The 15,184-nt window shown below is 74.3% G+C and carries 12 protein-coding genes and 1 riboswitch; of the genes, 8 read left to right on the top strand and 4 right to left on the bottom strand.

The window, feature by feature from the left end; all coding sequences use genetic code 11:
• Window positions 1-42: 42 nt before the first annotated feature.
• Window positions 43-1,335 carry an ABC transporter substrate-binding protein gene (locus CCE01nite_RS00645; protein ID WP_034631174.1) on the bottom strand — a complete coding sequence of 431 codons (1,293 nt, stop codon included), beginning with the start codon at window positions 1,333-1,335 and terminating at the stop codon, window positions 43-45.
• A gap of 284 nt (window positions 1,336-1,619) precedes the next feature.
• Here CCE01nite_RS00645 and CCE01nite_RS00640 point away from each other — a divergent pair, with 284 nt between their 5' ends.
• From CCE01nite_RS00640 to CCE01nite_RS00625, 4 genes are read left to right on the top strand one after another with little or no spacing between them, the layout of a single operon-like run.
• A complete protein-coding gene (locus CCE01nite_RS00640) occupies window positions 1,620-2,804 on the top strand; it encodes an ROK family transcriptional regulator (protein ID WP_034631171.1) in 1,185 nt (394 codons plus the stop codon).
• On the top strand, window positions 2,801-3,907 hold the full coding sequence (locus tag CCE01nite_RS00635; protein WP_034631170.1) for a substrate-binding domain-containing protein: 1,107 nt from the start codon (window positions 2,801-2,803) through the stop codon (window positions 3,905-3,907). Before CCE01nite_RS00640 ends, CCE01nite_RS00635 begins: the two co-directional genes overlap by 4 nt.
• Complete coding sequence (locus CCE01nite_RS00630) at window positions 3,904-4,773, top strand: ATP-binding cassette domain-containing protein (protein ID WP_084142748.1); 870 nt, start codon at window positions 3,904-3,906, stop codon at window positions 4,771-4,773. Before CCE01nite_RS00635 ends, CCE01nite_RS00630 begins: the two co-directional genes overlap by 4 nt.
• Window positions 4,770-5,996, top strand: a complete 1,227-nt coding sequence (locus tag CCE01nite_RS00625; RefSeq protein WP_174774669.1) for a sugar ABC transporter permease — start codon at window positions 4,770-4,772, stop codon at window positions 5,994-5,996. The genes CCE01nite_RS00630 and CCE01nite_RS00625 overlap by 4 nt, the downstream gene beginning before the upstream one ends.
• A gap of 74 nt (window positions 5,997-6,070) precedes the next feature.
• Here CCE01nite_RS00625 and CCE01nite_RS22315 read toward each other — a convergent pair whose 3' ends face one another.
• The 3 genes from CCE01nite_RS22315 to CCE01nite_RS00610 all read right to left on the bottom strand — a co-directional run bounded on the left by CCE01nite_RS22315 (window position 6,071) and on the right by CCE01nite_RS00610 (window position 10,889).
• The gene (locus CCE01nite_RS22315; protein ID WP_034631169.1) at window positions 6,071-7,435 is read right to left on the bottom strand and encodes an extracellular catalytic domain type 1 short-chain-length polyhydroxyalkanoate depolymerase; all 1,365 of its coding nucleotides are present in this window, start codon (window positions 7,433-7,435) and stop codon (window positions 6,071-6,073) included.
• Between the two features lie 216 nt (window positions 7,436-7,651).
• Window positions 7,652-8,521: a formyltetrahydrofolate deformylase gene (gene purU / locus CCE01nite_RS00615; protein WP_034631167.1), complete on the bottom strand. Its 870-nt coding sequence runs from the start codon at window positions 8,519-8,521 to the stop codon at window positions 7,652-7,654.
• Between the two features lie 106 nt (window positions 8,522-8,627).
• The gene (locus tag CCE01nite_RS00610) at window positions 8,628-10,889 is read right to left on the bottom strand and encodes an MMPL family transporter (protein WP_141371840.1); all 2,262 of its coding nucleotides are present in this window, start codon (window positions 10,887-10,889) and stop codon (window positions 8,628-8,630) included.
• 217 nt (window positions 10,890-11,106) lie between these two features.
• Between CCE01nite_RS00610 and CCE01nite_RS00605 the strand changes: the two genes are divergently transcribed.
• From CCE01nite_RS00605 to CCE01nite_RS00590, 4 genes are all read left to right on the top strand, one after another.
• Window positions 11,107-11,835 carry a TetR/AcrR family transcriptional regulator gene (locus CCE01nite_RS00605; protein ID WP_034629569.1) on the top strand — a complete coding sequence of 243 codons (729 nt, stop codon included), beginning with the start codon at window positions 11,107-11,109 and terminating at the stop codon, window positions 11,833-11,835.
• Window positions 11,836-11,944: 109 nt separating this feature from the next.
• The gene (locus CCE01nite_RS00600) at window positions 11,945-12,436 is read left to right on the top strand and encodes a GNAT family N-acetyltransferase (RefSeq protein WP_034629549.1); all 492 of its coding nucleotides are present in this window, start codon (window positions 11,945-11,947) and stop codon (window positions 12,434-12,436) included.
• Window positions 12,437-12,480: 44 nt separating this feature from the next.
• Window positions 12,481-12,570: riboswitch (ZMP/ZTP riboswitch) on the top strand.
• A 74-nt stretch (window positions 12,571-12,644) separates the two neighbouring features.
• The gene (gene glyA, locus CCE01nite_RS00595) at window positions 12,645-13,919 is read left to right on the top strand and encodes a serine hydroxymethyltransferase (RefSeq protein WP_034629546.1); all 1,275 of its coding nucleotides are present in this window, start codon (window positions 12,645-12,647) and stop codon (window positions 13,917-13,919) included.
• A gap of 108 nt (window positions 13,920-14,027) precedes the next feature.
• Window positions 14,028-14,912 carry a bifunctional methylenetetrahydrofolate dehydrogenase/methenyltetrahydrofolate cyclohydrolase gene (locus CCE01nite_RS00590; RefSeq protein WP_034629543.1) on the top strand — a complete coding sequence of 295 codons (885 nt, stop codon included), beginning with the start codon at window positions 14,028-14,030 and terminating at the stop codon, window positions 14,910-14,912.
• Window positions 14,913-15,184 lie beyond the last annotated feature (272 nt).

Raw genomic sequence — 15,184 nt, 5'->3', positions numbered from 1 at the left:
ACCCGTGCGACGCCGGCCGTCGGCGCGTGCGACCGACCGCGGTCAGGACGCCTGCACCGCCGCCGCGAGCTCGGCCTGGAACGCCGCGACGTCGGTCGCGCCCGTGGCGAACCGCCCGGTGGCCGTCGAGATCCCGGTGAGCGTGCCGTTCGGGGCCGCCGCGCCGTGCGCGAGCGAGGACACGATGCGGTCCACGTAGAACGACTCCATCGCGCCCTGCTGGTAGTCGCTGAAGTACGACGACGACACGTCGCCCCGCGCCGGGATCGAGCCCTTCTCGAGGTTGAACGCCGTCTGCCCGTCGACCGAGCTGATGGTGTCGAGCCAGGCGCGCGCGCCGTCGGGGTGCGGGGCGCCGACCGGCAGCACGAACGAGTCGGCGAGGAAGTCGAACACGCCCTGCGTCCCGGGCACCGGGAAGTAGGTGAAGTCGGTCCCGCGGACCTTGCCGGCGTCCTCGAACTCGGCGACGGCCCAGTCACCCATGACGTTGAACGCGGCCTGCCCGTCCATGACGCGCTGCGTCGCGTCGGGCCAGTCCAGGCTCTCCCGGTCGTCGTTGCTCAGGTCGAGCAGCGCGCCGAAGTCCTCGAGCGCCGCCCGGACCTCGGGTCCCTCCCAGTCGGTCGTCCCGTCCCAGAGGCCCGAGTAGGCGTCGGCGCCGAGGTCGGCGAGCAGCACCGTCTCGAGCAGGTGCACCTGGGTCCACGTCGTGGCGATCGACAGCGGGGTGCGGCCGGTCGCCTCGACGGCCCGCAGCGCGACGATCCACTCGTCGATGCTCGCGTAGGTGGCCTCGGGGTCGAGGCCAGCCGCGCTCAGCACGCCCGGGTTCGCCCACACGACGTTGGCGCGGTGGATGTTCGACGGGATGGAGTAGATCTTCCCGTCGACCGTCAGCCGCTCGATCAGGTCCTCGGGGAACGCCGAGCGCAGCTCCCACTCGTCGTACAGCGACGAGATGTCCTCGAGACGGCCGGCCTCGATGTAGTCGGTCAGCTCGGCGCCGGCGTGCGCCTGGAACGTGTCCGGCGGGTCGTTCGCCTCGAGGCGCGACTGCAGGAGGTCCTTGGCGGCGCCGCCACCGCCGCCCGCGACGGACCCGTTGACGAACGTGATCTCGGGGTGCTGCTCGGCGAACGTCGCGACGAGCGAGTCGAGGCCGAGCTTCTCGGAGCCGCTGGCCCACCACGTGAAGACCTCGACCTCGTCGGGCTGGGCCGCGGTGGTGAGCGCGGTGGTCGGTTCCTCGGCCTCGGACGAGCAGGCGGTGAGCAGGAGGGCGGCCGCGGCCACGACGGCGAGCGCGCGGCGGCGGGGACGAGCTGGGTGCATGGGGATCAAACCTCTGTGACGGGGTCGGGGCTCCGACCGGCCCATGTCCAAGGACGGGGCCTGGTTGGTGTCAACTAGTGAATCGACGCACGACAGTGTTCCGCCCAGTTCGTCCGGGGGTGAAATGGTCTCGCGGCGCGGGGGAGCGCTCCCGTTCTCCGAACCGGGCGAACGGGCCGAAAGTGCTGCGCAGCGGGGATTCCCGACCGGTGCGCACGGACGCCCGACATGGCTGCGGACCCGCGCAGGCAAGCGCCTTCGCGGCGCTGTGTATCCTTCCCGCTGTGGGCACAGACCGGGTGACGCCGGGCTCCCAGACTTCACTGCGTGAAGCCAACCGGGCCCGGATCGTGAGTGCGGTCCAGCAGCGTGGCTCCCTCACGCAGGTCGAGCTGGCCGGGGTCACAGGGCTGTCCCCGGCGACGGTGTCGAACATCGTCAAGGAGCTCACGGTGCTCGGCGTCCTGCACACCGCACCCACGTCCCGCAGCGGCCGTCGCGCCCAGCAGGTCACCCTCGCCCGCAACCTCGGGCTCGTCGCGGGCGTGCACTTCGGCACCCGCTCGATGCGCGTCGCGCTGTCGGACGTCGCGCACCGCGTGATCGCCGAGCAGCGCATGCCCCTGCCGCCCGACCACCGCGCCGACGCGGGCCTCGACCGGGCCGCGCTCCTGCTCACCGAGATGGTCGAGTCCCTCGACGCGAGCATGGGAGAGGTCCTCGCGGTCGGGGTCGGGGTGCCCGCGCCCGTCGACGTGCGCACGGGCCGGATCGCGACGGTCGGGATGCTGCGCGGCTGGGACGGCGTCTCGGTGTCCGAGGTGCTCGAGCGCCGCATCGGCATCCCCGTGCACGTCGACAACGACGCGAACCTCGGGGCGCTCGCGGAGGTCCGGCTCGGTGCGGCCCGCGGCGCGCGGCACGTTCTCTACCTCAAGGTGTCGCACGGCGTGGGCGGCGGGCTCGTGCTGAACGGCGAGGTGTTCCACGGGCGCTCCGGCACCGCGGGGGAGATCGGGCACGTGACGCTCGACGACAACGGCCCGATCTGCCGGTGCGGCAACCGCGGCTGCCTCGAGACGTTCGTCGGCGCACCCGTGCTGCTCGCGATGCTGGCCGCGAGCCACGGGCACCTCACGCTGCGCGACGTCATCACGCGCGCGCAGGACGGCGACCCGGGCTGCCGCCGCGTCATCTCCGACGCGGGCCTGCACCTCGGCGCCGCGGCCGCGAACGTGTGCAACGTCTTCGACCCCGAGCTCGTCGTGGTCGGCGGCCAGCTCGCCGAGGCGGGCGCCATCCTGCTCGACCCGCTGCGCACGGTCCTCGCGCAGCGCACCGTGCCGAGCACCGCGGGGCCGGTCGACGTCGTGGCGTCCGAGCTCGGGGCGAGCGCCGAGGTCCGCGGGGCGCTCGCCGTCGCGCTCGACCGCGCCGCGATCGCCGGGTCCGTGGCGGTGGTGGGATGACCCGCCGCCGCTCGGGGCTCGCCGCCGCCGCAGCCGCCGTCGCGACCCTCGTCCTCGCCGCGTGCGCGCCGGTCACCGCCGGCGCCGACGGGCCGCCCACGCCGTCGGGCGAGACCATCGCGCTCCTGCTGCCCGAGTCGAAGACCGCGCGCTACGAGGGCGTCGACCGCCCGACGTTCGAGGAGGTCGTCGCCCGCCGCTGCCCGACGTGCCGGGTGCTGTACGCGAACGCCGACCAGGACGCCGCCCGCCAGCAGGAGCAGGCGGAGTCGGTCCTCACGCAGGGCGCCGGGGTGCTCGTGCTCGACGCGGTCGACGTCACCGCGGCGGCGAGCATCGTCGAGGCGGCGCGCGAGCGCGGCGTGACGGTCATCGGGTACGACCGGTTCATCGCGAGCGCCCCGCTCGACTACTACGTCTCGTTCGACAGCCGCCGCGTCGGCCAGCTCCAGGGCGAGGCGCTCGTCCGGGCGCTCGCGGAGAGCGGCGAGCTCGCCGACCGCGACGACCCGCCGGGCGTGCTGCTCGTCGGCGGCGCCCCCACGGACGCCAACTCGGCCGCGCTCGAGGCCGGGGTCCGCGGCGCGTTCGAGGGCACGGACATCCGGGTGCTCGCCGAGTACGGCACCCCCGACTGGAGCCCCGACAAGGCGCAGGAGTGGGTCGCCGGCCAGCTCACGCAGTACGCCGGGCGCGTCGACGCGGTCTACGCCGCGAACGACGGGACCGCGGGCGGCGCCATCTCCGCGATGAAGGCGGCCGGCCTCGACCCCGTCCCGCCCGTGACCGGGCAGGACGCCGAGCTCGCGGCGATCCAGCGCATCGTCTCGGGCGACCAGTACATGACGGTCTACAAGGCGATCACCGAGCAGGCGCGCACGGCCGCCGAGCTCGCGGTGCGCGTGCTGCACGGCGAGCAGCCCGCGACGACCGCGACCGTCGAGGGCGTCCCCGCGCTCCTGCTGACCCCCACCGCGGTGACCGTCGAGAACCTGAGCCGCGTCGTCGTCGACGGCGGCCTCTATACGATCGAGGAGATCTGCGTGCAGCCTTACACCCGCGCGTGCAGCGAAGCAGGTCTCGTGGGAGAGGTGGCCCGATGAACGGCTCGGTGCTCTCGCTCCGCGGCATCTCCAAGAGCTACGGAGCCGTGCGCGCGCTCGTCGACGTCGACCTCGAGATCCGGCCGCACGAGGTCGTCGCGGTCATCGGGGACAACGGCGCCGGGAAGTCGACCCTCGCGGGCGTGATCTCGGGGGCGCTCGTGCCTGACGCCGGCCAGGTGCTGCTCGACGGCCAGCCGGTCTCGCTGTCCACGCCCGCCGCCGCGCGCTCCCACGGCATCGCGGCGGTGTTCCAGGACGGCGCGCTGTGCGCCAACCTCGACGTCGTCGAGAACATCTTCCTCGGCCAGGAGGTCACGCGGGCGGTCCTGCTCGACGAGGTCGCGATGGAGAAGCAGGCGTGGACGCTGCTCGGGCAGCTCGCCGCGCGCGTGCCGTCGGTGCGCATCCCCGTCGGCGCGCTCTCGGGCGGTCAGCGGCAGGCGGTCGCGATCGCCCGCTCGCTGCTCGGCGAGCCGCGCGTCCTCGTGCTCGACGAGCCGACGTCGGCGCTCGGCATCACGCAGACCGCGGAGGTGCTCAGCCTCATCGAGCGGCTGCGCGAGCGCGGGCACGGCGTCGTCCTCATCAGCCACTCGATGGCCGACGTCCAGGCGGTCGCCGACCGGATCGTCGTGCTGCGGCTCGGCCGCGTCAACGGCGAGTTCGACGCCGCGAGCACGAGCTACGAGGACCTCATCGCGGCGGTCACGGGCGCGACGTCGGGCGCGCCCCGGCGCGGTGCACCGGACGTCGCGCGCGGTGACGGTCCGCGGCCGGCGGCTCGGCCCGGACCGGCGCGTGCGGAGGTGCCCGGGCGCGCCGACGGGCCCAGGCGCCCGGACGCGCACGAGGTGATCCCGTGAGCGTGCTCGGCGGCGAGCGCCGCGACGCGACCGCACCCGTGCCGACGGCGACGGGTCCGGGAGGCGCGCTGCGCGAGCTGGTGGGCCACGTGCGCTCGGGCGAGCTCGGGATGCTGCCCATCGTCGCGGCGCTCGCGGTCATCTGGCTCGTGTTCCAGCTCCTCAACCCCTCGTTCCTGTCGAGCGACAACCTCGTCAACCTGACGCTGCAGTGCGCCGCGACCGGGGTGCTCGCGCTCGGGGTCGTGCTGGTCCTGCTGGTCGGGCAGATCGACCTGTCCGTCGGCTCGGTCAGCGGCCTCGCGGCGGCCGTCGTCGCGGTCGGCGCCGTGCAGCTGCGCTGGCCCATCGCCCTGACCGCGCTCGCGGCGCTCGCGGTCGGCGTCGTCGTCGGCCTGTTGTACGGGGTCCTGTTCACGCGCCTGCGGCTGCCGAGCTTCGTCTTCACGCTCGCGGGGCTGCTCGTCTTCGCGGGCCTGCAGCTGCGCGTGCTCGGGCCGACCGGCTCGGTCAACCTGCCGTTCGAGTCCTGGCTCGTGCAGGTCTCGCAGCGCGGGTTCCTCCCCGCCGGCGTCTCGTACGCGCTCGTCGTGCTCGTCGTCGTCGGGCACGCCGCGAGCCTGCTCGTCGGGCGCGCCCGCCGGGAGCGCGCCGAGCTGCCCGTCCCGAGCCTCACGGTCGTCGCGGCGCGGGTCGGGGTCCTCGCACTCGTGCTCGGCGGTGCCGTCGCCTACCTCAACACCAACCGGGGCGTCGGGTTCACGTTCGCCCTGTTCGTCGGTCTGGTCGCCGTCGTCGACCTGCTTCTGCGACGCACGCGCTGGGGGCGGGCCGTCCGCGCCGTCGGCGGCGACGTCGAGTCCGCGCGCCGCGCCGGCCTGCCGGTGCAGCGCACCTTCGTCTCCGCGTTCGTCGCGTGCTCGACGCTCGCCGCCCTCGGCGGCATCCTGTCCGCCGGGCGCCTCGCGGCCGCGAACCAGGGGACCGGCGGCGGCGACATCTACCTCACCGCGATCGCCGCGGCCGTGATCGGCGGGACGAGCCTGTTCGGCGGCCGGGGGAGCGCGTGGTCCGCGCTGCTCGGCATCCTCGTGATCCAGTCCATCTCGAGCGGCCTCACGCTGCTCAACCTCGACACGTCCGTCCGGTACGTCATCACCGGCGTCGTGCTCGCGCTCGCGGTGCTGATCGACTCGGTCGTCCGGCGGGCCAACCAGGCCTGACGCGCCTCGCCTCCCGCACGGCTCCGCCCGCCGGCCCGGGTGGGCCGGCGGGCGGTCGCCGGTCGGTCAGCGCGTCAGCCGCACGGGGTGCCGTTGAGCGCGAAGCCGCGGGGGGTGGCGTTGGTGCCGGGGTGCGTGCCGTTGAGGCCGAAGGACGTGGAACCCCCGGCGGGGATCGTGGCGTTCCACGCCGCGTTGCGGGCGGTCACCTGGGTGCCGGACTGCGTCGTCGTCGAGCTCCAGGACTGCGTGACCTGCTGGCCCGAGGGGTAGGCCCAGGTCAGCGTCCAGCCGGTGACGGGCGCGGTGCCGGTGTTCCGCACGGTGATGTTCGCCGTGAAGCCGTTGTTCCACTGGTTCACGCCGTACGTCACGGTGCAGCCGCCGGCGGGGTTCGAGGTCGGCGTGGGCGTCGGGGTGGCGGTGGCCGTCGGGGTGGGCGTCGCGGTCGGGGTGACCGTCGGCGTCGGCGTCGGCGTCGGGGTCGCTGTCGGCGTGGGCGTCGGACCCGGCTGGTCGAGGCCGAAGAACCGGATGGCCTGCGCGGCGTCGACGGGGAGGTTGTGCGAGACGCCGGCCATGCTGATCGCCTCGACCGGGGCCTGTGGGCCGCCGCTGCCGTAGCGCGTGCGCGTGTACCCGGCGGCGGGGGAGTCGGTGGACGTCGGCGTCTGGCTCAGCCCGTGCACGTTCGTCCACTGCTCGACGGACTCGCCGAAGTTCACGTAGCTCAGCGTCTCGTCCTGCGTCCCGTGCCACAGCTGCACGCGGGGCCGCGCGCCCGTGTAGCCGGGGTAGGCCGCCCGCACGAGGTCGCCCCACTGCTGCGCCGTCCGGTTGATCCGCCCGCCCGAGCACTCGCTGTTCCACTCGGACCCGTTGGTCGTCGCGAAGCACGACGCCGGGACGCCGGCGTAGGCCGAGCCCGCGGCGAAGACGTCGGGGTAGTTGGCGAGCATGACCTGCGTCATCATCGCGCCCGACGAGACCCCGGTGACGAAGACGCGGCCCGGGTCGGTCGTGTACCGCTGCTGGACGTAGGACAGCATCGAGCGGATGCCGACGGGGTCGCTCCCGCCGTCGCGGCGCAGGGCCTGCGGCGAGGCCACGTCGAAGCAGCTGCCGCTCCGCGTCGCGGACGGGTACACGACGATGAAGCCGTAGCGCGTCGCGAGCTCGTCGAACTGCGCGCCGTTGTAGAACGCCGGGCCACTCCCGGTGCAGTAGTGGATCGCGAGGAGCACGGCGGGATTGGCCGGGAGCTGGTCGGGCACGAACAGGTGCATCCGGAGGTTGCTCGGGTTGGCGCCGAAGCCGGTGACCTCGACGAGCGAGGCGGCGGACGCCGTCGGGGCGGAGACGACCAGGCCGGTCACCAGCGCGGCCGACGCCGCGGCGCCCGTGAGCACGCGGGTCCAGGTCGTCCTGAGGCGGTTCATCGCGAGGGGGGTCCTCTCCGGGCCGGAGCACGACGGCGTCGTCGTGCGGGCGCGCGGCGGGACCGAAGTCTCGGCTCCGCCGCTGGGCTTTTTCGGAGCCTCGCGTCCGCGCGGAGTGGGGTCAACCAGGCGGCCGGGTCCGAATCGCTCCTCGCGCGGTCACGGCGCCCGCGGGCGGCACCGGGACCACGGCGCGCGGACGACGGCGACCGGGCGTCAGCGGAAGACGATCGTCCGGTGCCCGTCGAGCAGCACCCGGTGCTCCGCGTGCCAGCGCACGGCGCGGGCGAGGGCGCGGCGCTCGACGTCCTGCCCGAGCGCGACGAGGTCCTCGACCGTGCGCGTGTGGTCGACGCGCTCGACGTCCTGCTCGATGATCGGCCCCTCGTCGAGGTCGCCCGTGACGTAGTGCGCCGTCGCGCCGATGAGCTTGACCCCGCGGTCGTGGGCCTGCGCGTACGGGCGCGCGCCCTTGAACGACGGCAGGAACGAGTGGTGGATGTTGATCGCGCGCCCCGCGAGCCGCGCGCACAGGTCGGGCGACAGGATCTGCATGTACCGCGCGAGCACGACGAGCTCGACGTCGAGCTCCTCGACGAGCTCGAGCAGGCGGGCCTCCGCGGCGGGCTTGGTCGCGGCCGTCACGGGCACGTGGTGGAAGTCGATGCCGTAGAACGCGGCGAGCTCGGCGAGCACCGTGTGGTTCGAGACGACGGCGACGATCTCGATCGGCAGCTTCTCCGAGCGCTGGCGGAACGCGAGGTCGTTGAGGCAGTGCGCGGCGGTCGAGCCCAGCACGAGCGTGCGCACCGGACGGCCGGAGACGTCGAGCTCCCAGTCCATCGAGAAGCGCTGCGCGAGCTCGGTGAGCGGACCCTCGAGCTCCGCGCGCGAGGCGGCCGACGTCACCTGGACCCGCATGAAGAACAGCCCGGACAGCGCGTCGCCGAACTGCTGCGACTCGGTGATGTTCCCGCCGTGCTCCGCGAGCAGGCCCGCGACCGCGTGCACGATCCCGGGGCGGTCGGGGCAGGAGAGCGTCAGGACCCAGTGCGTGCCGGAGGCGGTGTCGTCGGTGGTGGCCACGACGGCTGAGCGTAGTCGAGCGGTCCGGACGTGCCCGTCGGTGCGCCGGTCCCGCGGACGCCCGGGCCGGCGGCGGCCCCGACGAGGGACGCCGCCGGCCAGGACGTCAGGCCCCGGTCCCGACGAGCTCGCGCGGCCGGTCGTCGGTGGCCACGTCCGCACCGGTGTCCGCACCTCCGCCGGCGCCCGTCCCGCGCTCCGCCGGGGCCTCGCCCTCGCTGAGCCCCGCGCGTGCGTGCAGCCGGGCGAGCGGCGCGGGCAGCCACCACACCGACCGCCCGAGCAGCCGCACGGTCGCGGGCACGAGCAGCGCCCGGACCAGGGTCGCGTCCACGAGCACCGCGAACGCCAGCCCGAGCCCGATGACCTTGAGGAACGCGACGCCGGACGTCCCCATCGCGACGAGCACGACGACGAGCAGCAGCGCGGCCGAGGTGATGGTCCGCCCCGTGCGCTCGAGCCCGACGACGACCGCGTCGTCCGCCGACCGCCCGCGCAGGTGCTCCTCGCGCACGCGGCTCAGCAGGAACAGCTCGTAGTCCATCGCGAGGCCGAACGCGATGACCCCGATGAGGACGAGGTTGGACGGGTCGATGCGCCCGGTCGCGGTGAAGCCCAGCGCCCCGGCGAGGTGCGCGTCGCCGAACGCCCACCACACGGCACCGAACGTCGCACCGAGCGAGAGGACGTTGAGCGCGATCGCCTTCACCGGCAGCACGAGCGAGCCGAGCGCGAGGAACAGCAGGACGGCCGTCGCGCCTGCGATGACGAGCAGCGCCCACGGGAGTGCCGACGCGATCGCGTCGGTCGAGTCCACGTTCGCCGCGGCCGCCCCGCCGACGAGCACCTCGACCGGTGCGCCGTCGGTCCCCGCGGGGCCCTCGAGCGCGCGCACGGCCCGGACCAGGTCGCGCGTCGCCGGGGCGTCGACCGCGCCCGGGGCCGTGACCGCCACGGAGGTGAGCCGGTCGGTCGCGGCGACGACCCGGACCGGGCCGGCGTCGGGGAGCGCGCCGAGCCCGGCGAGGTAGCCGTCGAGCGCGGCGGGCTCCGGGGCGCCGTCGAGCACGACATCGAGCGTGACCTCGCTGCCGCCGCCGGGGAAGAGGTCCGCGAGCCGCTCGGTCGCCTGCCGCGCGGGGGAGGAGGCGGGCAGGTCGCGCTCGTCGGACGAGCCGACCACGAGCCCGAGCGCGGGCAGCGCGACGAGCAGCAGGACGGCCGTGACGCCCGCGGCGACGACCCCGGGCCGGCGCAGCACGCCGCGCCCGAGCCGGGTCCAGGCCGGGGTGCGGCCCGCGCGCCGGGCGGCGAGCCGCTGCGTGAGGCCGCGCGGGAGCCGCCCGGCGTCGACCCGGCGGCCGAGCAGGGCGAGCAGCGCGGGCAGGAGCGTCACGGCGAGGACCATGTCGAGCAGGACGACGGCCATGCCGCCGAGCCCCATGCTGCGCAGGAACATCTGCGGGAACGCGAGCAGGCCCGCGAACGCGATGAGCACGGTGAGCCCCGAGAAGATCACGGTCCGGCCGGCGGTGGTGACCGTCCGGACGACGGCGGCGCCGACGTCGTCGGTGCGGGCCAGCTCCTCGCGGAAGCGGCTCACCACGAACAGCGCGTAGTCGATCGCGAGCCCGAGGCCGAGGATCGTCGTGACGTTGATCGCGAACGTCGAGACGTCGGTGACCAGGGTCAGCGCACGCAGCAGGCCCATCGCGCCGAGGATCGCGAGCACGCCCATGACGACGGGCAGCAGCGCCGCGACGCCGCTGCCGAAGATGACCGCGAGCAGGACCAGGAGCACGGGCATCGCGAGCGTCTCGGCCGCGGCGATGTCGGTCTCGGCGCGGTGCGTGAGGTCGGCGTTGACCGCGAGGGCCCCGCCGACCGCGGTGGTCCACGGCTCGGGCGCCGCGAGGGACGGCTCGAGGTCGCCGTAGGCCTGGACGCGGGCGTCGAGGTCGGTGCCCGGGACGGAGATCGCGACGAGCGCGGACCGGCCGTCGGTCCCGAGCAGCGCGGCCGCCGCGTCCGCGGGGAGCCCGGCCGTCCACGGCCCGACGACGCGGGCGGTCGCGTCGTCGGGCAGCGCGTCGAGGTGGGCCGTGAGGTCGGCGGCGAACCGCGGGTCGTCGGGGGTGAGCGTCGGGTGCGCGTAGGTCACGAGCACGTCGGGCCGGGTCGGCCCGAGCTCCTCGGCGACCCGCTGCTCGGCGCGCTCGGAGTCGGAGCCGGGGACGGTGAAGCCGCCGGCCTGGACGTGGTCGGAGACGGAGGAGCCCCACACCGCGGCGAGCGCGGCGAGGGCGAGCGAGACGGCGAGCACCCAGCGGGCGTGCCGGTGGGTCAGACGACTGAGCGCGTCGAGCACGGGACCTCCCAGGGAAGCGCGACGCGATTGCGCGTCACGAAGTAAACGGCGTTAGCGAACGCTGTTTACTCAAGCATCGAGCGTATGCTCGTGTCAACGCCCGGAGCGCGTCGGTCGCGTGGCACGCTGCGACGGACGCCGGACGGGCGGCGACGACCCCGCGCGACCGACGCCGACCCGGCAGCCGTCCGGGACCGGCGGTGACGAGGAGGAGCGCATGACGACGACCGACACGGTCGTGCCGCGACGCGACCGGCTGCGCGCCGCGACCGAGGCGGAGATCCGGGCGACGGCGCGCCGCCTCCTCGTCGCGGAGCAGGGCCAGCCACCCACGCTGCGCGGCATCGCCCGCGAGATGGGCATGACGGCGCCCGGGCTGTACCGCTACTACGCGAGCCTCGACGACCTGCTCCTCGCGCTGTGCGACGACCTGTTCGGCGAGGTCCACGGCGTCGTCACCGCGTCGCTCGACGCGCACGGCGACGACCTCGGCGCCCGGATGCTCGCCGCCGTGCGGACGTTCCGCCGGTGGGCGCTCGACCACCCCGCCGAGTTCGGGCTGATGTTCCGGAGCGGCGACGGCCTGTGGGCGGACCCGGACGACGGCTGCGAGCAGTCGCGCCGGTTCGCCGGGCTGTTCCTCGAGCTGTTCGTCGGGCTGTGGGAGGCCCGGCCGTTCCCGCTGCCCGATCTGCACGGGGGAGTGGCTGCGAGCTGCGGCCAGCTCGCCGCCTTCGCGCGGGGCGCCGGCGTCGACCTGCCCGAGCCGGCGCTCTGGGTCTTCGCCAACAGCTGGGTCCGGCTCTACGGCGTCGTGTGCATGGAGGCGCTCGGGCACCTGCGGTTCATGTTCACGGACGTCGGGCCGTACTTCGAGGCCGAGCTCGAGCAGGTCGCGCGCAGCATCGGCGTCGCCTACGCCCCGCCGGCCGCCGCGCAGGGCTGAGCGGCACCGGGCGGCCGGGCGCCGCGGGCGACCTCACCCGCGACCTCACCCGCGACCTCACCCCGGACGTCTGTCGCCGGGTGCGCGTCGGCTCTGAGACGATGGGCGCATGAGCGATCCCGAGGTCGACATCCGCCCCGTGACCGACGCCGAGTCGGGCGAGCTGCTCACGCTGCGCCGCGCCGCGTTCGTGAGCGAGGCGCAGATCTACGGGGACCCGAACATCCCGCCGCTGACCCAGACGCTCGACGAGCTGCGCGCCGACCTCGCGAACCCCGAGGTCATCACGCTCGGCGCGTGGGCCGGGCACCGGCTCGTCGGCTCGATCCGCGTGCTCCTCGAGGGGACCCGCGCGACGCTCGGCCGCCTCGCCGTCGCCCCCGACCTGCAGGGCCAGGGCATCGGCACCCAGCTCCTGCTCGCGATCCTCCCGCACCTGCCCGAGGACACCTCCGAGGTGTGGGTCTTCACCGGCCGGGACTCGGTGCAGAACCTCGCGCTCTACGAGAAGCACGGCTACGAGCACGAGCACGACCGCACGGTCGGCGACCTCACGTACGCGTACCTGCGCAAGATCCTGGGCGACAGCGCCGCCGTCTGACGGCGAGGAACGCGTTCCCGCGGGGGTGCCCGCGGTTGCTAGGCTGTGCGCGTCGCGACTGGCGCAACGGGTGGGTCACCACCGGGGAGCGACGAGCAGCAGCAGACTTCGGGTCGGACGCCTGGGCCCCCGGTCACCACACCGAACGGTGTGCGTGCCCGTCCCTGTGCCGGGAACCACCACGCACCCGCTGACTGCGAGGAGAACCATGAGCCTGCTCGACCAGAACCTGTCCGAGCTGGACCCCGAGATCGCCGCCGTCCTCGACGGCGAGCTCGCGCGGCAGCAGGGCACGCTCGAGATGATCGCGAGCGAGAACTTCGTCCCCCGCGCGGTGCTCCAGGCGCAGGGCTCGGTCCTGACCAACAAGTACGCCGAGGGCTACCCCGGCCGGCGCTACTACGGCGGCTGCGAGCAGGTCGACGTCGCCGAGACGCTCGCGATCAGCCGCGCCAAGGAGCTCTTCGGCGCCGAGCACGCGAACGTGCAGCCGCACTCGGGCGCCACGGCCAACGCGGCGGTGCTGCACGCGCTGATCAACGCGGGGGACAAGATCCTCGGCCTCGAGCTCGCGCACGGCGGCCACCTCACGCACGGCATGAAGATCAACTTCTCGGGCAAGCTGTACCAGGTCGGCGCGTACGGCGTGGACCCCGAGACGTTCCTCGTCGACATGGACAAGGTCCGGGAGAAGGCGCTCGAGCAGCGCCCCGACGTCATCATCGGCGGCTGGTCCGCCTACCCGCGCCAGCTCGACTTCGCGGCGTTCCGCTCGATCGCGGACGAGGTCGGCGCCAAGCTCTGGGTCGACATGGCGCACTTCGCGGGCCTCGTCGCGGCAGGCCTGCACCCGAGCCCCGTCGCGCACTCGGACGTCGTGTCCTCGACCGTGCACAAGACGATCGGCGGCCCCCGCTCGGGCTTCATCCTGAGCCGCGAGGAGTACGCCAAGAAGATCGACTCGGCCGTCTTCCCGGGTCAGCAGGGCGGCCCGCTCATGCACGTGATCGCCGCGAAGGCCGTCTCGTTCAAGATCGCGGGCACCGAGGAGTTCAAGGACCGCCAGCAGCGCACGCTCGACGGTGCGCGCCTCATCGCGGAGCGCCTCACGGCGGCCGACGTCACGGGCGCCGGCGTCTCGGTCCTCACGGGCGGCACCGACGTGCACCTCGTCCTGGTGGACCTGCGCCACTCGGACCTCGACGGCCAGCAGGCCGAGGACCTCCTGCACTCGGTCGGCATCACCGTCAACCGCAACGCGGTCCCGTTCGACCCGCGCCCCCCGCGCGTGACGTCGGGCCTGCGCATCGGCACGCCCGCCCTCGCGACGCGCGGCTTCGGCGACGCCGAGTTCGCGGAGGTCGCCGACATCATCGCGACCGCGCTCGTCGCCGGCGCGTCGGCGGACGTCGAGGCGCTGCGGGCCCGCGTCACGAAGCTCGCGGACGCGTTCCCGCTGTACGCCGGCCTGCAGCAGTACTGACCGTCGCTGCCGCACCACGCTCGACCCCTGCCGGCCCCCGCGCCGGTGCGCCCCCACGACCAGGGCGCACCGGCGCGGAGCCGGCGCCGTTCTGCCCGAGGAGACACCATGACCGCACAGATCCTGGACGGGACGGCCACCGCCGCCGCCATCAAGGCCGAGCTGACCGAGCGGGTCACCGCGCTGGCCGCCCGGGGCGTGCAGCCCGGGCTGGGCACGCTGCTCGTGGGCGACGACCCGGGCTCGCGCTGGTACGTCAACGGCAAGCACAAGGACTGCGCCGAGGTCGGCATCGCGTCGATCCGCGAGGACCTGCCCGAGACGGCGTCGCAGGACGAGATCGAGGCCGCGGTGCGCCGGCTCAACGACGACCCGGCGTGCACGGGGTTCATCGTCCAGCTCCCCCTGCCCAAGGGCATCGACACCAACCGGGTGCTCGAACTGATCGACCCCGACAAGGACGCGGACGGCCTGCACCCGACGAACCTCGGGCGGCTCGTGCTGCGGGTCAACGACGAGATCAGCTCCCCGCTGCCGTGCACGCCGCGCGGGATCATCGAGCTCCTCGAGCGGCACGGCATCGAGCTCGCGGGCGCCGACGTCGTGGTCGTGGGCCGCGGGACGACGGTCGGGCGCTCGATCGGGCTGCTGCTGACCCGCCGGGCGGTCAACGCGACGGTCACGCTCACGCACACGGGCACGCACGACCTCGCGGAGCACACGCGGCACGCGGACGTCATCGTCGCCGCGGCCGGCGTCCCGAGCATCATCACCGCGGACATCGTCAAGCCGGGCGCGGTCGTCATCGACGTCGGCGTCTCGCGCGTGCCCGACCCGGAGACGGGCAAGAGCCGCCTCGCGGGCGACGTGCACCCCGAGGTCGCCGAGATCGCGGCGTGGATCTCGCCGAACCCCGGCGGTGTCGGTCCGATGACGCGCGCGATGCTGCTGAGCAACGTCGTCGACTCCGCGGAGCGCACGCTCGACGCCTGACGCACCCGCGCGCACGACCTGACGACCCCCGCCGCACGCTCCGGCGGGGGTCGTCCGTCGTCCCCGGCGGCGACGGAGCCCGCCGGAGGCCGACGAATGTGACGGACCGGTAACTTTCCCTGTCCGGTCCGTGCCGGGACGACCGGGATGTGAGATGTTCACACCGGGTTCACCTCCCCCGTACACCAGCGTCGATCGGCTCCCGTAGATGTGTGCCGCCGACCGCTCGGGGTCGGCACCTGCGCTCCGTCCGCACGAGGACGACGCGCCCG

It is taken from the genome of Cellulomonas cellasea, from assembly GCF_006538745.1.
Classification (GTDB): domain Bacteria; phylum Actinomycetota; class Actinomycetes; order Actinomycetales; family Cellulomonadaceae; genus Cellulomonas_A; species Cellulomonas_A cellasea.
This window is presented reverse-complemented; position numbering and strand designations above follow the sequence as displayed.

What these genes read in the sequence shown, in the direction of transcription:
- CCE01nite_RS00645 (WP_034631174.1), bottom strand. Translation starts at nt 1,335, where the DNA reads ATGCACCCAGCTCGTCCCCGCCGCCGCGCGCTCGCCGTCGTGGCCGCG.
- CCE01nite_RS00635 (WP_034631170.1), top strand. Translation starts at nt 2,801, where the DNA reads ATGACCCGCCGCCGCTCGGGGCTCGCCGCCGCCGCAGCCGCCGTCGCG.
- CCE01nite_RS00630 (WP_084142748.1), top strand. Translation starts at nt 3,904, where the DNA reads ATGAACGGCTCGGTGCTCTCGCTCCGCGGCATCTCCAAGAGCTACGGA.
- CCE01nite_RS22315 (WP_034631169.1), bottom strand. Translation starts at nt 7,435, where the DNA reads ATGAACCGCCTCAGGACGACCTGGACCCGCGTGCTCACGGGCGCCGCG.
- CCE01nite_RS00605 (WP_034629569.1), top strand. Translation starts at nt 11,107, where the DNA reads ATGACGACGACCGACACGGTCGTGCCGCGACGCGACCGGCTGCGCGCC.
- CCE01nite_RS00600 (WP_034629549.1), top strand. Translation starts at nt 11,945, where the DNA reads ATGAGCGATCCCGAGGTCGACATCCGCCCCGTGACCGACGCCGAGTCG.
- glyA (WP_034629546.1), top strand. Translation starts at nt 12,645, where the DNA reads ATGAGCCTGCTCGACCAGAACCTGTCCGAGCTGGACCCCGAGATCGCC.
- CCE01nite_RS00590 (WP_034629543.1), top strand. Translation starts at nt 14,028, where the DNA reads ATGACCGCACAGATCCTGGACGGGACGGCCACCGCCGCCGCCATCAAG.